At 61.8% G+C, this 16,200-nt stretch carries 16 protein-coding genes; 4 read left to right on the top strand and 12 right to left on the bottom strand.

Annotated elements, in window-relative coordinates; genetic code table 11:
- The first annotated feature begins 66 nt into the window (after nt 1–66).
- The 4 genes from ACEUCR_RS01375 to rsmF all read left to right on the top strand — a co-directional run bounded on the left by ACEUCR_RS01375 (nt 67) and on the right by rsmF (nt 5,522).
- On the top strand, nt 67–705 hold the full coding sequence (locus ACEUCR_RS01375) for a paraquat-inducible protein A (protein ID WP_111872730.1): 639 nt from the start codon (nt 67–69) through the stop codon (nt 703–705).
- Nucleotides 706–718: 13 nt separating this feature from the next.
- Nucleotides 719–1,339 (top strand): paraquat-inducible protein A, encoded by a 621-nt coding sequence (locus ACEUCR_RS01370; RefSeq protein ID WP_111872729.1) that lies wholly within the window; start codon nt 719–721, stop codon nt 1,337–1,339.
- Between the two features lie 51 nt (nt 1,340–1,390).
- Entirely contained in the window at nt 1,391–3,943 is a 2,553-nt protein-coding gene (locus tag ACEUCR_RS01365; RefSeq protein WP_408787621.1) for an MlaD family protein, read from the top strand.
- Nucleotides 3,944–4,088: 145 nt separating this feature from the next.
- Complete coding sequence (gene rsmF / locus ACEUCR_RS01360; protein ID WP_408787619.1) at nt 4,089–5,522, top strand: 16S rRNA (cytosine(1407)-C(5))-methyltransferase RsmF; 1,434 nt, start codon at nt 4,089–4,091, stop codon at nt 5,520–5,522.
- A gap of 172 nt (nt 5,523–5,694) precedes the next feature.
- Here rsmF and ACEUCR_RS01355 read toward each other — a convergent pair whose 3' ends face one another.
- The 12 genes from ACEUCR_RS01355 to ACEUCR_RS01300 all read right to left on the bottom strand — a co-directional run bounded on the left by ACEUCR_RS01355 (nt 5,695) and on the right by ACEUCR_RS01300 (nt 16,198).
- The gene (locus tag ACEUCR_RS01355) at nt 5,695–5,997 is read right to left on the bottom strand and encodes a RepB family protein (protein ID WP_111872726.1); all 303 of its coding nucleotides are present in this window, start codon (nt 5,995–5,997) and stop codon (nt 5,695–5,697) included.
- A 221-nt stretch (nt 5,998–6,218) separates the two neighbouring features.
- On the bottom strand, nt 6,219–7,160 hold the full coding sequence (locus ACEUCR_RS01350; RefSeq protein ID WP_162625751.1) for a tyrosine-type recombinase/integrase: 942 nt from the start codon (nt 7,158–7,160) through the stop codon (nt 6,219–6,221).
- A gap of 374 nt (nt 7,161–7,534) precedes the next feature.
- Nucleotides 7,535–8,314: a TatD family hydrolase gene (locus ACEUCR_RS01345; protein WP_408787617.1), complete on the bottom strand. Its 780-nt coding sequence runs from the start codon at nt 8,312–8,314 to the stop codon at nt 7,535–7,537.
- Between the two features lie 17 nt (nt 8,315–8,331).
- Nucleotides 8,332–9,279 carry a DNA polymerase III subunit delta' gene (gene holB / locus ACEUCR_RS01340; RefSeq protein WP_111872724.1) on the bottom strand — a complete coding sequence of 316 codons (948 nt, stop codon included), beginning with the start codon at nt 9,277–9,279 and terminating at the stop codon, nt 8,332–8,334.
- Nucleotides 9,264–9,890, bottom strand: a complete 627-nt coding sequence (gene tmk, locus ACEUCR_RS01335; RefSeq protein ID WP_408787615.1) for a dTMP kinase — start codon at nt 9,888–9,890, stop codon at nt 9,264–9,266. The genes holB and tmk overlap by 16 nt, the downstream gene beginning before the upstream one ends.
- Complete coding sequence (gene mltG, locus ACEUCR_RS01330) at nt 9,890–10,891, bottom strand: endolytic transglycosylase MltG (protein ID WP_041992319.1); 1,002 nt, start codon at nt 10,889–10,891, stop codon at nt 9,890–9,892. The genes tmk and mltG overlap by 1 nt, the downstream gene beginning before the upstream one ends.
- Complete coding sequence (gene pabC / locus ACEUCR_RS01325) at nt 10,881–11,687, bottom strand: aminodeoxychorismate lyase (RefSeq protein WP_408787613.1); 807 nt, start codon at nt 11,685–11,687, stop codon at nt 10,881–10,883. Before pabC ends, mltG begins: the two co-directional genes overlap by 11 nt.
- A gap of 72 nt (nt 11,688–11,759) precedes the next feature.
- Nucleotides 11,760–13,001 (bottom strand): beta-ketoacyl-ACP synthase II, encoded by a 1,242-nt coding sequence (fabF, locus tag ACEUCR_RS01320; protein WP_111872721.1) that lies wholly within the window; start codon nt 12,999–13,001, stop codon nt 11,760–11,762.
- Between the two features lie 82 nt (nt 13,002–13,083).
- A complete protein-coding gene (acpP, locus tag ACEUCR_RS01315) occupies nt 13,084–13,320 on the bottom strand; it encodes an acyl carrier protein (RefSeq protein ID WP_005300909.1) in 237 nt (78 codons plus the stop codon).
- Between the two features lie 157 nt (nt 13,321–13,477).
- On the bottom strand, nt 13,478–14,212 hold the full coding sequence (fabG, locus tag ACEUCR_RS01310) for a 3-oxoacyl-ACP reductase FabG (protein ID WP_041992306.1): 735 nt from the start codon (nt 14,210–14,212) through the stop codon (nt 13,478–13,480).
- A 13-nt stretch (nt 14,213–14,225) separates the two neighbouring features.
- Nucleotides 14,226–15,161, bottom strand: a complete 936-nt coding sequence (gene fabD / locus ACEUCR_RS01305; RefSeq protein ID WP_408789005.1) for an ACP S-malonyltransferase — start codon at nt 15,159–15,161, stop codon at nt 14,226–14,228.
- A gap of 77 nt (nt 15,162–15,238) precedes the next feature.
- Nucleotides 15,239–16,198 (bottom strand): beta-ketoacyl-ACP synthase III, encoded by a 960-nt coding sequence (locus tag ACEUCR_RS01300; protein ID WP_041992300.1) that lies wholly within the window; start codon nt 16,196–16,198, stop codon nt 15,239–15,241.
- Nucleotides 16,199–16,200 lie beyond the last annotated feature (2 nt).

Below are 16,200 nucleotides of genomic sequence, written 5' to 3'. Positions count from 1 at the left end.
AGAGAGGCAAGACAGCCAGCCGGTTTTAAGGTAAATTTCACCCACTCCTTCAACAGGTTGAAACGTATGTCGGATCCCAATAACGTGATCGTCTGTCCGGCCTGCGACTTGCTGATCGCCCGCAAGTTATTGCCCCTGCGCCGTCACGCCCATTGCCCCCGCTGCCACCAGCACCTCTATGGTCGTTACGGGTTTCGCCCCTCCCAGTTGATGGCGCTCTCCCTCACTGGTCTGCTGCTGCTCCCCTCGGCGTTTTTCGAACCCCTGCTCTATCTGCGCCTGGCTGGCGAGAACTCCCAGGCGACGTTGCTGCGCGGCATCCAGATGCTGTGGCAGGCCCATGAGTACTGGGTCTCGGCCCTGGTGTTCTGGTGCGCCGTGCTGGCGCCGACCGGGCTGCTGCTGGGGATCCTGCTGCTGGCCTCTGGCCTGGCGACCCGGCTTGGCGTCATTCCCGTGACCCTCAAGGCGGTGGAGGTGTTTCGTCACTGGGCCATGCTGGAGGTCTATCTGGTCAGCCTGCTGGTCGCCCTGTTCAAGCTGGTCGACATCGCCGACGTGCGCCTGGGGGGCGGCCTGCTCAGCCTCTCCATCCTGATGCTGCTCAACATGACCCTGCTGATCCTGTTCAATCCGGCCCCTTACTGGGAGCGGGTCGCCCTGGATCCCCAGGTTGCCGAGGGGGAGCCCGATGAGGGAAACTGAGCGAGAAGATGAGATGGCAAGGGGGCAGACGCTGATCAGCGCCCGCGAGCTCGGCATGTGTCGCTGCCATCACTGCGGCCTGCTGGTGCGCTTCGTCCCCCATCGCCTCTGTCCCCGCTGTCACGGCGCCCTTCACCTGCGAACCCCTCACTCTCTGCGCTGGTCATGGGGACTGCTGGCCCTGGCGACCTTCATGCTGCTGCCGGCCAATCTCTTGCCCATCACCCATTTCTACAACAAGGGGTTGCTGCAATCGGACACCATTTTCAGCGGCATCATGGCGCTTTATCGCAGCAAGATGTCCGGTATCGCCACCATAGTGCTCACCGCCAGCATAGTGGTGCCCATCATGAAGATCCTGGGGCTGGGCTGGATCTGCTGGCAGTTGCAGCGGCGCAAGCCGGTGCGGCGTCGGCGCCAGCTGGTGATGTATCGCATCATCGATTTCATCGGTCGCTGGTCCATGCTGGATCTGTTTGTGATCTCGCTCATGGTCGCCCTGGTCGATAGGGGCGTGCTGCTCAACGTGCAAGCAGGCCCGGGGGCGACGGCCTTCGCCGGGGTGGTGGTGCTCACCATGCTCTCGGCCCGCATGCTCGATACCCGGCTGCTGTGGGACAAGGCGGCCCGTTAATCTTTTCGTTTCTGATCAGCGGGCCGCGCAAGCGCCCCATAAGGAGTCGGTATGGTCGGGGCTGAACCCGTCATCAAGAAACATCGCTGGTTGTCGCCGGTCTGGTTGCTGCCCCTCATCGCCCTCTTGCTGGCGGCGGGCTTTCTCTATCAGCAATACCAGAACAGCGGCGAGCAGATCCGCATCAACTTCGAGCAGGGGAACGGCATCTTGCCGGGCAAGACCCAACTGCGTTACCAGGGGGTGGCCATCGGGGTGGTGCAGGATCTGGCGCTGGCCGAAGATGGCCGCAAGATTGCCGTGCTCGCCAAGGTGGACAGTCGGGCCCGGGCCCTGATGCGCAAGGGCACCGGCTTCTGGCTGGTCAGCCCCAAGGCGTCGCTGACCGAGATCTCCGGTCTCGATACCCTGGTCTCTGGCAACTACATCAATGTGCAGCCAGGGCGGGAAAGCAATCCCGTCGCCAACGAGTTCGATGCCCTCGACGGCCCTCCCCCCGGTTATCAGGCCCAGGGGCGCACCCTGCACCTGAGCGCCGACTCCCTCGGCTCGGTGGGGATAGGGGCCAAGCTCTATTTTCGCGGCCTGGAGGTGGGCAGCGTCATCAATACCCGGCTCGGCGAGGAGGACAAGCAGGTGCTGCTGGATATCGTGATCGAGCCGCGTTTCGAACACCTGGTGAAGGCCGATACCCGTTTCTGGAACATCAGCGGCATCAAGGGCAACTTCAGCCTGGCCGGCGTCAGCGTGGAGGCGGGCAGCCTGGCCTCCATCCTGAGCGGCGGCATCGCCTTCGACTCGCCCGCCGAATCGCCCGTGGCCGAGCGCGGCGCCACCTTCGTCCTCTACAAGGGACTGGCCGAGGCCGCCCGGGGCGAGCGAGTGAGGCTGCAGGTGGGGGATCTGCCGGTCAAGGAGGGGATGCCCATCCTCTACGAGGGCATAGAGATTGGTCGACTCGACCCCATTCGCCTGACCGACAAGGGGCGGGAGGTGAGCGCCCTGATAAGTCCTGAGCAGGCGTTTCGCATCACCCGCAACAGCCGTCTGGTGTGGGAGAGCGTCAAGCTCTCCCTGGCGGGGATAGAGCACGGCGATCGTCTGCTGGCCGGCCCCGCCATCCGCCTCGACTATGTGGCGGGCCCCAGGGCCGAGACCCTGATCCTCAGTGCCCAGGCAGAGACCAAGGGCCGGGAGCTGACCCTGGCCACGGAGGATCTCGCCGGCCTGAGTGAGGGGGCGCCGGTCTGGTACAAGGGATTGCAGGTGGGCAGCATTCGCGCCCTCTCCCTGGATGCCGGCGGCAACGCAAAGGTCAGGGTGTTCATCGAAAGAAACCATGGTGCCCTGCTCGAGCGGGCTCGCTTCTATCGGGCGACGCCGCTGCAGATCCAGGCCGACCTCAGCGGCATCAAGGTGGAAACCAGCCCGGCAGCGAGCTGGCTGGCCGGTGGCATCAAGCTGGTGCAGGCCCGTCAGGGTGGGCGCATCGATCGGCTCTATCCCGATGAGCAGCTGGCCCTGCTCGGCTCGGCCAAGGCCGTGGCCAAGACCTGGTGGCTGAGGGCGAGCCAGGCCGATGGCATCGCCATCGGCACCCCGGTGTTTTACCTGGGATTGCAGGCGGGCAAGGTGACCCAGCTGGTGGTGAAAGGCGGCGAGGTGCGCATCGCCCTGGAGATAGATGCCGTCTATGCCCCCCTGGTGGGCAGCCAGACCCAGTTCTGGAAGAAGGCGGCCATCGACACTCACGTGGGGCTGGACGGGGTACGCATCAAGGCGGGCAACCTGGCCACCCTGCTGCGGGGAGGGATAGAGTTTGACAACTCCCCCACCAGTCAGGGCAACGGCAAGCTGTTCGACGACAGGGAGCAGGCCCAGGCCATGGTGCGCCCCTTCACCCTGGTCGCCTCCCGCAATCCCGGTCTGGGTGAAGGCTCTGCCATCCGCTATCGCGGCGTCACCATAGGCAAGGTCAAGGGGGTGGCGCTGGATCCGGCCATGGGCCAAGTGATCTTCCTGGCCGAACTCGAGGCCAGGTACGCCGATCGCTTCCTTCAGTCCGGGGCCAGCTTCACCCTGGTGCAGGCCAAGCTCGGCTTTGCCGGCGTCACGCACCTGGATACCCTGGTGAAGGGGGCCTTCATCGAGGCGACCCCTGGCCAGGGGGCGGGCAAGACCCGCTTCCCCTTGCATGAGTCGCCGCACTCCGGCTTGATGCTCACCCTCAAGAGCCCGGCCCTCAATGGTCTGGCGGTCGGCAGCCCCCTGCTGTTTCGCAAGATGGTGGTGGGCAGCGTGAGCCAGGTGGCGCTAGCCCCCGATGGCAGCGAGGTGCAGATCCAGGTGCAGGTGGAGCCTGACTATGCCTACCTGGTGCGCGCCAACAGCCGCTTCTGGAATGTATCCGGGGTCAAGGCCGACATAGGCCTGACCGGGGGCACCATACAGGTGGAGACCTTGCAGAGTCTGGTGGCGGGGGGGATCGCCTTCACCACCCCGGAGCAGAACACCGGGGCCAGGGTGCGCAACGGCCAGAGCTTCCCCCTCCATGAGAAGGCCGATGAGGAGTGGCTCGGCTGGAGTCCGCGGCTCACCCCTTGAGCCATCCTCATCCTCCGAGCAGCCCGGCCCAGTGCCGGGCTGCTTTTTGGCGCTCCTTTCCTGACAGGGCGGCGCCATGACGCTCTGCCATGCCGGCAAGATGTGCTAACATATCGCCCCTGTTTTTGGGCCAGCGAGATGCCAAGTGCACGACAATACCCTACTTCCCGACGCGTTTTTGAGCCACATCGCCGCCATCATGCCTGCCCATCTCTCCATGGCGGAGTTCGTGGCCAGCTGCCGCCGCCCCCTGCGCCGCAGCATACGGGTCAACACCCTCAAGATCGCCGTTGCCGACTTTCAGGCCCGCATGGCCGAGAAGGGCTGGACCCTGGATCCCGTGCCCTGGTGCGAAACCGGTTTCTGGCTGACCCGGGCCGACGACACCGTGCCCCTTGGCAACACGGCGGAGCACCTGCTCGGTCTCTTCTATATCCAGGAGGCGAGTTCCATGCTGCCGGTGACGGCCCTGTTCGCCGCCGCCGGGGTGAGCGAGGCCGAGCTGTTGCTCGATGCGGCGGCGGCACCGGGCTCGAAGAGTACCCAGATATCCGCCCTGATGGGGAACCGCGGCATGCTGGTCGCCAACGAATTTTCCAGCAGCCGGGTCAAGGTGCTGGCGGCCAATATCCAGCGCTGCGGGGTGAGCAACATAGGGCTCAGCCACTTCGATGCCAAGGTGTTCGGCCAGTGGTTGCCGGAAACCTTCGACGCCATCCTGCTCGATGCTCCCTGCTCGGGGGAAGGGACGGTGCGCAAGGATGAGGATGCCTTTCGCAACTGGAGCCTGGCCAGCATAGGGGAAATTGCCAAGGTGCAGCGCACCCTGCTGGAGAGCGCCTTTCATGCCTTGAAGCCAGGCGGCGTCATCGTCTACTCCACCTGCACCCTGAGTCATGAAGAGAACCAGGATATCTGCCGCTTCATGGTCGAACGCTTCGGAGATGCCCTCTGCTTCGAATCCCTGGGGGATCTCTTTCCCGGTGCGGAGCAGGCCTGTACCCAGGAGGGATACCTGCATGTTTGGCCCCAGATCTACGACAGTGAAGGCTTTTTCGTCGCCAGGTTGCGCAAGCTGCACTCGGTGGCCAACCCCATGTTCAAGCCGGGGCGCCTCGGCAAGTTTCCCTTCACCCCCATGGCGGAGCGCGACGCAGCCTCCCTCAGAGACGCGCTGATCCGCGATTATGGGATCGCCCCCGAGGGAGCCCTGTTCGTGCGCGATGACGAGATCTGGCTCTTCCCCCTCCCCTTCGCCCCCCGGCTGATGAACAAGATCCGGCTGGACCGTATCGGTCTCAAGCTGGCGCAGACCCACAAGAAAGGCTATCGCCTCACCCACGAGTGGGCACTGGCCCAGGGCCACCTGGCCAGCAAGGGCTGGGTCGAGCTCGATAGCGATCAGGCGCGGGAATTCATGATGGGCCGGGATCTACATCCGGCGGGAGAGAGCGGTCAGGGCGAGGTGATCCTGCGTTATCAGGGTTATGCCCTGGGGCTCGGCAAGTGGGTCGGCAGCCGGATCAAGAATGCCCTGCCCCGGGATCTGGTCCGTGACACGAACTTGTTTGAGTCTTAAAAACCTACACACTGGTTGAAAATTTTTCCAGATCTTGCAAAGCCTTCCCCCTTGGCTAAGCTTTATTTTATCCGCAACCAGTTAGCGCACGGCTCTGCAAGGAGCCAATTCCCCTATGCCAGGTACATGGAATTCGTACCTGGCTTTTTTTATCAAAGCAATTCGTTATCTCTCACTCCGTCACAGTGTCGGCCAAGGCCCGCCGTGGATGTGTTATCTCGGACGCTGACTGGCGCGGCTCTGGCTCCGGTGTTTTCTCTTGCTGGCATTCATGTTGATAGAGCAGATCGATCGCCTGCTCGATGAGGGAGGCCTGGCTATCTTCGAGCCGGCGACCCAGCTCGGCCAGCCGACTCGCATGGCGCAGACTGATCCAGCACTGCAACCGGCTGTGGCTCTCCTGCTTGCGCTTCACGTGCTGGCGCTGGCGCTGGGCATTGTCGAGGGGCTTTTCAGGCTTCTCTTGTTGGCTCATGGGATGCTGATTTCTCCAGAAAAGTCATTCGTTATCTCTCACTCACTCTCCAGGGGAACAGAGCAGTGACGGGCGGGCACCTGCATGGCCAGCCGACGACCATGGTAAAGGCTGAGGGGATGGGAAGGAAGGGCCACTTTGGCAGAGACTCCCCCCCACTGTGCCCATGACACTTGCTCATTTAACATAAAAAACTGCGTCGCGCAGTGACAACACATGGCTCACAGCAGACCCTGCAGGGCATGGTCATCGAACTTGTTGGCGTCATCGAAGTACTCCTGCAGGGTGCGCATGTCCTTGTGGCGGGTGACCTCGATGATCTTGTTCATCGGCTTGCCGGCCGTCACCGCCGAGGTGATGAACCCCCTTCTCAGGCTGTGGCCGCTGACATAGAGATCGTCGATGGCCATGCCGGTGCGCCGCTTGATCATCAGGTTGATGCCTTGCGGCCCGAGCGGTTCCTGGGTGAGCTGGCCCCAGCGGGTCATGCGGCGAAACAGGGCCCCTTGGCTGATGCCACTCATGGTCAGCCAGTGGCGCAGGGCCGCGATGGGGCAATGTTCCCTCCCTGGGATCAGGGCTATCTCAGTCTCATGAAGCTGATGTTTGCTCGGCTTGAGACGCAGCCTGACTCCGCGCCCGACGAAGTCGAGATCCTCGACCTCGATACGGGCAGCCTCGGAGCGGCGCAGGGCTCCGCTGAACATCAGCAGCAACAAGGTATGGTCTCGCAGGCCCGCCAGGTTATCTGTGTCGATCGCCTCCAGCACCCGGGCCAGAGGTTGCAGGGTCAAGGCCCCAGTCTTGCGCTTGCGCGTATCACCCAGACGCACTATCCCCCGCATCATCTCCTTGATCTCGCTGTGCTCGGTGGGCATGGGATCGATCCCCTTCTGACGAAAGGCGTAACGGATCCCAGCCAGACGGCGCACCAGGGTGGCCGGTTTTCTCGGCTCCCCATTGCGCAGCTCTCCCCTGCCCCGGGTCTTGTCGAGCCAGACCCAGTGGGCGAGTACCCCATCGGCCTGATCCGCCAGGAAGTTCATGATATCGAGATGATTGCAGGCCAGGGGATCCAGTCCCTGCAACTGGCACCAGTGGACGAAGATACGGGTATCCGCCTGATAGGCATTGAGGGTGGTATCGGCCTTGGCACTGCGCAGAAAACGGCGAGCACGGCTGTTGAGCCTGGCATCGAAGACGCTCTGCAATCCCTGGGAAGCGGCCTGGGGCAAAAAAGCGGAAGTCACTGGTAACCCTATGATTTCATATGGAGTTTAGGGGATCTTACAGGATCCTGCATCATCATCAAGTATCGATAATGAATATTATCGATACTTGATACATCAGCTTTAAATCCGAGAAAGACCCGATTCAACCCTCACCTTTCGTTGCTTTATCAAGCCGCCTGGCAGGGCTGGATGTGTTGTCTTGATTGCTTGTGCAGTGAGAGATAACGGACGTGAATTTTAAAATTATGTGAGCGGGTGTAAGGGGATTTCAATGAAACAGGCCCCTCTGGATGGGGCCTGCTGACTCACTGCCTGGCCAGTTTGAACAGTGCGAAGAAGTTGTCGCTGGTGGCTTGCGCCAGTTCGGCAAGGGGGATCTGGCGCAGGTCGGCGATGAACTGAGCCACGTCCACCACGAAGGCGGGTTCGTTCTCCCTCCCCCTGTGCGGCACCGGCGCCAGATAGGGAGAGTCCGTCTCTATCAGCAGTCGCGACAGCGGCAGAGCCTTGACCACCTCCTGCAAGGCGGCGGCACTCTTGAAGGTCACTATGCCGGAGATGGACACATAAAAGCCCATGGCCATGGCGGCCTCGGCCATCTCGAGGGATTCGGTGAAGCAGTGCAGTACCCCGCCCACCTGATCCGCCCCCTCTTCGGCCATGATCCGCAAGGTGTCCTCCTGGGCATCCCGGGTATGGATGATCAGGGGCTTGTTCAGCGCTCTCGCCACCCGGATATGTTCCCGGAACGAGTGCTGCTGCACCTCTTTATTCTCAGGGCTATAGAAGTAATCGAGCCCTGTTTCACCGATGGCAACCACCCGGGGATCCTTGGCCTGCTCCAGCAGCAGGGGGGCGTCCACACCGGGATCCTGGTTGAGAGGGTGTACCCCGCAGGAGGCAAACACCTGGGGATAGGGGGCGATCGCCGTCAGCATCTCTGGAAACTGCTGCTGGGTTACGCTCACACACAGGAAGTAGCCCACCTGGCGCGCCGCCGCCTTGGCCAGCACATCGGCCAGATCGGTCTGCTTGCTGCCATAGCTAAGCCGGTCCAGGTGGCAATGGGAATCTACGAATAACATGGGATCTTTTCCTCTGTTCACAGCCATTGGCTGAGCCAGTTCATCAGATGTATGGTCGGATTGGAGAGCTGTCCCGGTTGGCAGGCCTCTTTGAGGCTGACGAGACGTTGCTCGGCATCGAGCAGCCGCTCGCTGGAGTGGCCCTCGGCCAGGGCGTGACTGAGCCCGGCCAGATCCGGCATCGCCAACTGCTGATGGCCGCAGCCAGCCTGGGTCTTGAGGGCATCACACAGCAGCAGTTGCAACCAGTGCAACCGGGTCTGGGTCTCCTGCCCCAACAGGGAGCAGAGGGCGGTGATCCGGGTCGGTTCCTGGCTCAGCTGCACGAAGCCCCCCAAGAGATCCTGACGCGCCTTATCCTGTTGCTGCGCCAGGTAGTCGAGCACCCGCAGCGGCGCCCCCTGGCAGATCCGCACCTGGGCCTGGGTCGCCGGATGGCCCTGCTCGGCCAGCCAGTTCAGGGTGACCGGCTCGGGGGGGATGTGGCAGACATGTTTGTGGCAGCGGCTGCGGATGGTGGGCAGGAGACGGGAGATCTGCGAGGCGATCAGCAGCAGCAGGCTGTCGCCGGCCGGCTCCTCCAGGGTCTTGAGCAGGGCGTTGGCCGCCGCTTCCGTCATGCGCTCGGCATCGGGAATGATCACCACCTTGCCGTGACCGAGCTGGGCGGAACGCTGCAGACGCGAACCGAGCTCGCGCACCGCATCCACCCCTATGGTCTTGCTGTCACCTGGGATGATGCAGAGATCAGGATGATTGCCCTTGTCCGCCAGCTGGCAGGCATGGCAGTGGCCGCAAGGCTCCCCCTGCTGGGGGTGGTGACACAGATGGAGCCGTGCCAGCCGCTCCGCCAGCTGCTCTTTGCCAAGGCCGGCCTCCCCCAGCAGCAACCAGGCATGGCCGAGCCGTCCGGCAACCGCACTCTGGCTCAGAGCCTGCCAGTCCGGGATCAGCCAGGGATACATATGCGACTATCCAGGGCGAGTTCGATAGCGGCCTTGACCCGATCCGGCGTCTGGCTGGCATCGATCACCAGGATGCTGTCATCCTGGGCGGCCAGCTCGAGATAGCGGGCCCGGGTCCGCTCGAAGAAACTCAGCTGCTCCAGCTCGATCCGGTCGAGTTCCCCACGATGGCGAGCCCGCTGCAATCCCAGGGCCGGATCGATGTCGAGATAGAGGGTGAGGTCGGGTTTGAAGTCGCCGAGCACCGCCTGCTTGATGGCATGAATGAGCCCGGTGTCTATGCCGCGCCCGCCCCCTTGATAGGCCTGGGAAGAGAGATCATGCCTGTCCCCCACCACCCAGGTCCCCTCGCGCAAAGCAGGTTTGATCCGCGTTTCCACCAGTTGCACCCGGGAGGCGTACATCAGCAGCAGCTCGGCCTGGATGGTGAGTTGCTCCTCGTGCACCTCCTTGACGATGGCCCGCATCCGCTCGGCCAATGGGGTGCCACCCGGTTCCCGGGTACACTCGATGCGCGAGACGCCATGGGCCTTGAGGTAGTCGGTGACATACTGGACGGCGGAACTCTTGCCCGCCCCTTCCAGCCCTTCGATCACGATAAATTTGGACATCAGGATTTCTTCAAAATGTATTGGCGAACCGCACGGTTATGCTCTTCGAGGGTTCGGGAGAAGTGATGGGCACCGCCCCCCTTGGCGACGAAGTAGAGAAAATCGCTCGCCTTGGGGTTGAGGGCCGCCTCGATGGATGCCTTGCCCGGCATGGCGATGGGAGTCGGTGGCAGGCCGTCGATCACATAGGTGTTGTAGGGGTTCACATCGGTGAGATCGCTGCGGCGAATGTTGCCATCGTAGCGATCCTTGACCCCATAGATGACAGTCGGGTCCGTCTGCAGCTTCATGCCAAGGCGCAGCCGGTTGACAAAGACGCCGGCAATCTCGGCACGCTCCTCAGGGACCCCTGTCTCTTTCTCTATGATGGAGGCCATGATCAAGGCTTCATAGGGCGTCTTGTAGGGCAGGTTCTCCTGGCGATTCTCCCAGGCGGTTTGCAGGACGCTCTCCATCTCCTGATGGGCGCGACGCAACACGGAGAGATCGCTGGCATGAACCGTATAGGCGTAAGTCTCCGGCAGGAACCAGCCTTCCAGCTTGCCATTGTCGATGCCGAGCTCATGGGCCAGTTCGGTCTCGTCCTGCTCCAGGGTGACCCGCTCCAGGTATGGGGCGCTGGCGAGCTGCTTCTGCCAATCCTCGAAGCGGGATCCCTCGACGAAGGTCAGGCTTAAGTGAAACTCCTTGCCCGAGGCAAACAGGGAAAGGGTCTCCTTCAAGGGGGCCCCTTCCTGGATCTCGTAAGTGCCTGACTTGATGGCAGCCAGTTCCGGATGGCTGCGAAGCCAGAGCCGAAGCGCCCAAGGGGTGACCTCGCCGTCGGCCAGTTCCGTGATGAGGCCGGCGGCATGGGAGCCCTTCGCGACGGTGTAGAGGCGGGTCGGTCCCTTGTTGGTCAAGGTATCCACCTGATACCACTTGTAATAGACGTACCCACCGGCCAGGGCGGCGCTCAGGGCCGCTCCCGCGATCAGGGTGTAAAGCCGATTAAACTTCAATTAGCAATCGCTCCTGTAGACGACGCACCACCTGCTGTGAGTCGTACTCTTTATGCTCGATACGGGTGACGGGTACCAGGCCCATCAGGGTATTGGTCAACCAGACCTCCTCGGCCTGCCAGAGTGACTCCAGGGGCGCTTCGACGATACGTAGCTCAATCCCCATCTGGCGCAGCAGCGTCATCACCTGTCGACGCATGATGCCATCCACGCCACCATGGCCAAGATCCGGGGTAAAGACGGTGCTGCCCCGGCGCCAGAACAGGTTGGCACTCACCCCTTCCACCAGAAACCCTCGACAATTCAATACTATTCCTTCGACCGCACCTTGCTTGGCAAGTTCGCCTTTAAGCAAAACTTGTTCCAGTCGATTGAGGGTCTTGAGCCCCGCTAACATGGGACTGTCACCAATGCGCTGTTGGCAGACCCCAATGCTGATGCCGCTCCGCTGCCAATCCTGATAGTGCATGGGATAGGGCGCCAATGAGAGGATCCGGCTGGTCTGCTGGCAGCCAGTGCCATCATAGCCGCGCCCCCCCTCCCCTCGGGTCAGCACTATCTTGGCGACGGCCAGCACCTGATCGGCGATCAGGGTGTCGAGCTCGGCCGCCAGGGTGGTCCAGCACGGTGGCGAGATGGCGAGCCGCATGCAACCCTGCTGCAGCCGCGCCAGATGCTCGGGCCAGTAGCGGGCTCGCCCCTCCTGGATCAGCAGGGTGGTGAAATGCCCATCGCCATAGGCCAACCCTCGATCCCGGGCCGATATCGACTCTGCGGATACACCATTGATGAGCAAGCGGGATCCCTCCGATAAAAAAGGCCCGATACGAGCTCGTATCGGGCCTATTGAACATTGCCCTGGTGCGAATTATACGCGTTTGAAGATCAGGGAGCCATTGGTGCCGCCAAATCCGAAGGAATTGGAGAGGGCGTATTCAAACTGGCCTGGTTTGGCCACGTGGGGCACCAGATCCAGATCGCACTCCTCATCCGGATTGTCCAGGTTGATGGTGGGCGGTGCCACCTGATCCCGCAGGGCCAGCACGGTAATGATCGCCTCGATGGCGCCGGCGGCTCCCAGCAGGTGACCCGTCATCGACTTGGTTGAACTGATCATCAGGGCGCTGGCATGGTCGCCAAACACCTCTTTCATGCCACGCAGCTCGGCCACGTCACCCAGGGGGGTGGAGGTGCCGTGGGCATTGATGTAGCCGATCTGCTCGGGGGCGATGCCAGCATCCCTGATGGCATTCTTCATGGCGCGCGCGCCACCGTTGCCGTCAGAAGGCGGCGCCGTCATGTGATAGGCGTCGCCACTCATGCCAAAGCCAACCAGCTCGGCGTAAATCTTGGCGCCACGGGCCTTGGCGTGCTCGTACTCTTCCAGCACCAGCACCCCGGCACCGTCACCCAGCACGAAACCGTCGCGATCCTTGTCCCAGGGGCGGCTCGCCTTGGTGGGCTCGTCGTTGCGGGTAGAGAGTGCCTTGGCCGCCGCGAAGCCGCCCATCCCCATGGGGGTGGAAGCTTTCTCGGTGCCACCGGCGATCATCACGTCCGCATCGCCGTAGGCAATCATGCGACCGGCCATGCCGATAGCATGGGTGCCCGTGGTACACGCCGTGGTCACGGCGATGTTCGGGCCCTGCAGTCCCTTCATGATGGAGAGATGACCGGACACCATATTGATGATGGTGGATGGCACGAAGAAGGGGCTCAGCTTGCGGGGGCCGCCGTTGATAAGGCTGCTGTGGTTCTGTTCAATCAGACCCAGACCGCCGATGCCGGAGCCGATGGCCACGCCGACCCGCTCCGCATTCTCTTCGTTGATGACGAGGCCGGAATCATCCAACGCCTGCATCCCCGCCGCCACGCCGTATTGGATGAAGAGATCCATCTTGCGGGCTTCTTTGCGGTTGATGCCGTACTGTTCGGGATCGAACTCTTTGACCAGGCCTGCGAAACGGGTCGCAAATTCGCTGGCATCGAAGTGATCGATGAGAGAAATGCCGCTCTGCCCGTTGAGCAGGGCTTGCCAGCTGGTTTCGGCAGTGTTGCCCACAGGGGAAAGCATCCCCAGGCCGGTTACCACGACTCTGCGTTTTGACACTGAGCTAGTCTCCGAGAGGTATTTTGAAAGGGGGTAAACATAAAAGAAGCGGCCCTTGGGCCGCTTCTTTCAGAACAGGAACTTATTCCTGATTAGCGGTGATGTAGTCGATAGCCGCTTGAACAGTGGTGATCTTCTCGGCTTCTTCATCCGGAATCTCGGTATCGAATTCTTCTTCCAGCGCCATTACCAGTTCAACGGTATCCAAAGAGTCAGCGCCCAGGTCGTCGACGAAGGAGGCAGCGTTCTTAACGTCTTCCTCTTTAACACCCAGTTGTTCGATGATGATTTTCTTTACGCGTTCTTCGATGTTGCTCATGACCTGAATTTTCCTTTAAAAATACGCTATTGCGTCTGGTTGGGGTAGTTTATTCAATTGACGTTGGTTTGCAAGTAGCTTGCTGCTGGTCAAACCACGAAATGTGCCAAACTTCGGCGTAATATCGCAAATTTGAGCAGAACTGACGACAAATTGATTACACCATGTACATCCCGCCGTTAACATGCAGGGTTTCGCCAGTGATGTAAGCGGCGTCATCAGATGCCAAGAATACCACAGCGGCGGCAATTTCTTTCGGATCACCCAAACGGGCTGCGGGCACCTGGTTCATGATACCTGACCGCTGCTCTTCATTGAGCGCCTTGGTCATGTCGGTCTCGATGAAACCAGGAGCCACCGCGTTGACCGTGATACCACGGGATGCCACTTCACGGGCCAGCGACTTGGTAAAGCCTACCAGACCAGCCTTGGCGGCGGCATAGTTGACCTGACCTGCGTTACCCATGGTACCCACCACGGAACCTATGCTGATGATGCGGCCATGACGCTTCTTCATCATGGCGCGCAGCACCGGCTTGCTCAGACGATAGAGGGAAGTGAGGTTGGTGTCGATGATTTCGCTCCACTCATCATCCTTCATGCGCATCAACAGGTTGTCGCGGGTGATGCCGGCGTTGTTGATCAGGATGTCGATGTCGCCAAAACGCGCCTTGATGGCGGCAAAGACGGCTTCGATGGATTCGGGGCTGGTCACGTCCAGGGCCAGGCCGCAGCCATGCTCGCCCAGATAGGCGCTGATGGCCTCGGCGCCACGCTCGCTGGTCGCGGTACCCACGACTTTCGCGCCACGGGCCACGAACGTCTCGGCAATGGCACGACCGATGCCACGGCTGGCGCCGGTCACCAATACAACCTTATCGGTAAAACTCATGCTCTACTCCTGTTTACTTAATCTGGGCCAGCGCCTGTTCGAATGAAGCGGTATCGTTGGCATGAATGCCTTCCACCCGCTTGTCGATACGCTTGGCGAGACCGGTCAGCACTTTACCCGGGCCCATCTCGATCTCGAGGGTGATGCCCTCATTGGCCATCCGCTCGACCGTCTCGGTCCAACGCACCGGGCTGAACAGCTGACGCACCAGCGCCTGCTTGATGGCGGCCGGATCCTGTTCACAGGTGACATCGACATTATTGATGACGGCGATGGATGGAACCTTGATCTCGATCCCATCCAGGGCTGCGGCCAGCTTCTCGGCGGCCGGTTTCATCAGGGCACAGTGGGACGGCACGGAAACCGGCAGCGGCAGCGCCCGCTTGGCACCGGATTCTTTCATCAACACGTTGGCACGCTCGACGGCCTCCTTGTGACCGGCGATCACCACCTGGCCCGGGGAGTTGAAGTTGACCGGGGAGACCACCTGCCCCTCTGCCGCCTTCTCGCAGTTGGCGGCGATGGTGTCGTTGTCCAGGCCTATGATGGCGGCCATGGCGCCAGTGCCTTCCGGTACGGCTTCCTGCATGGCCAGGCCACGCAGTTCGACCAGCTTGACGGCATCGGCAAAGGCCAGGGCACCGCTGCAGACCAGGGCGGAATACTCGCCGAGGCTGTGGCCGGCCATGACGACGGGGGTCGCCCCACCCTGCTGCTGCCACAGGCGCCACAGGGCGACGGAGGCGGCCAGCAGGGCCGGTTGGGTCTTCCAGGTCTTGCCCAGCTCTTCTGCCGGCCCCTGCAGGGTCAGCGCCAGCAGATCATAACCAAGCACCTGGCTCGCCTCGGCGAAGGTCTCCTTGATAATCGCGTGCTGTTCGGCCAGTTCGGCCAGCATGCCGACAGCCTGGGAACCTTGTCCCGGGAAAGCGATGGCAAATTGGGTCATCATGATGTCCTTTAAAGCGAAACGACATGAGAAACGTGGCTGGCGCAGGGCTGGCCACGCTCCTTCGTGGTGAAAGCTTAGAAGCGAACCAGGGCTGAGCCCCAGGCAAATCCGCCACCAAACGCCTCGAGCAGCACCAGCTGACCGCGCTGGATACGACCGTCACGCACCCCTTCATCGAAGGCGATGGGAACGGAGGCAGCCGAGGTATTGCCGTGTTTGTCGAGGGTCAGCACCACGCGGTCGAGGCTCATGCCGAGCTTCTTGGCGGTGGCGTTGATGATGCGGTAGTTGGCCTGGTGCGGTACCAGCCAGTCGAGCTCGCTCGGATCTATGTTGGCGGCGGCCAGGGTCTCGGTCACTATCTCGCTCAGGCGAGTCACCGCGACCTTGAACACATCGTTGCCCTTCATATACATGTAGGCTTCGAGCTCGCTGCCGCTCAGGCCGCGACGGGGCTGAGGCAGCTTGAGCAGATCGCCATAGCGACCGTCGGCATGCAGATGGGTGGAGAGGATGCCAGGGGTTTCGCTGGCACCAATGACCACAGCCCCTGCCCCGTCACCAAAGAGGATGATGGTGCCGCGATCTTGCGGATCGCACATGCGCGACAACACATCGGCGCCGACGACCAGCACATGGCGGGCCGCCCCCGATTTGACGAACTGATCGGCGATGGAGAGGGCATAGGTGAAACCGGCGCAGGCGGCGGCGATGTCGAACGCCGGGATCCCCGGCACGTCCAACAGGTTTTGCAGCTCGCAGGCGGCGGCCGGGAAGGCATTTTCGGCACTGGTGGTGGCCAGCACTATCATGTCCAGATCGCTTGCCTGGAGGCCGGCGGCATCCAGTGCACGCAGGGCGGCCTGATGCGAAAGGGTGGCGACAGTCTCGCCATCCCCCGCGATACGGCGCTCATGGATCCCGGTGCGCTCCACGATCCAGTCGTGACTGGTCTCGACCATCTGTTCGAGATCGGCGTTGGTGCGTACTGAACTTGGCAGGTAGCTGCCAGTACCCAGAATTTTGCTATGCATAG

Origin of the sequence: Aeromonas bivalvium, assembly GCF_046078285.1 — a bacterium.
GTDB classification, from domain to species: Bacteria; Pseudomonadota; Gammaproteobacteria; order Enterobacterales; family Aeromonadaceae; genus Aeromonas; species Aeromonas bivalvium.
Note: the sequence above shows the minus strand (reverse complement) of the source record. Positions and strands in the feature narration are given on the sequence as shown.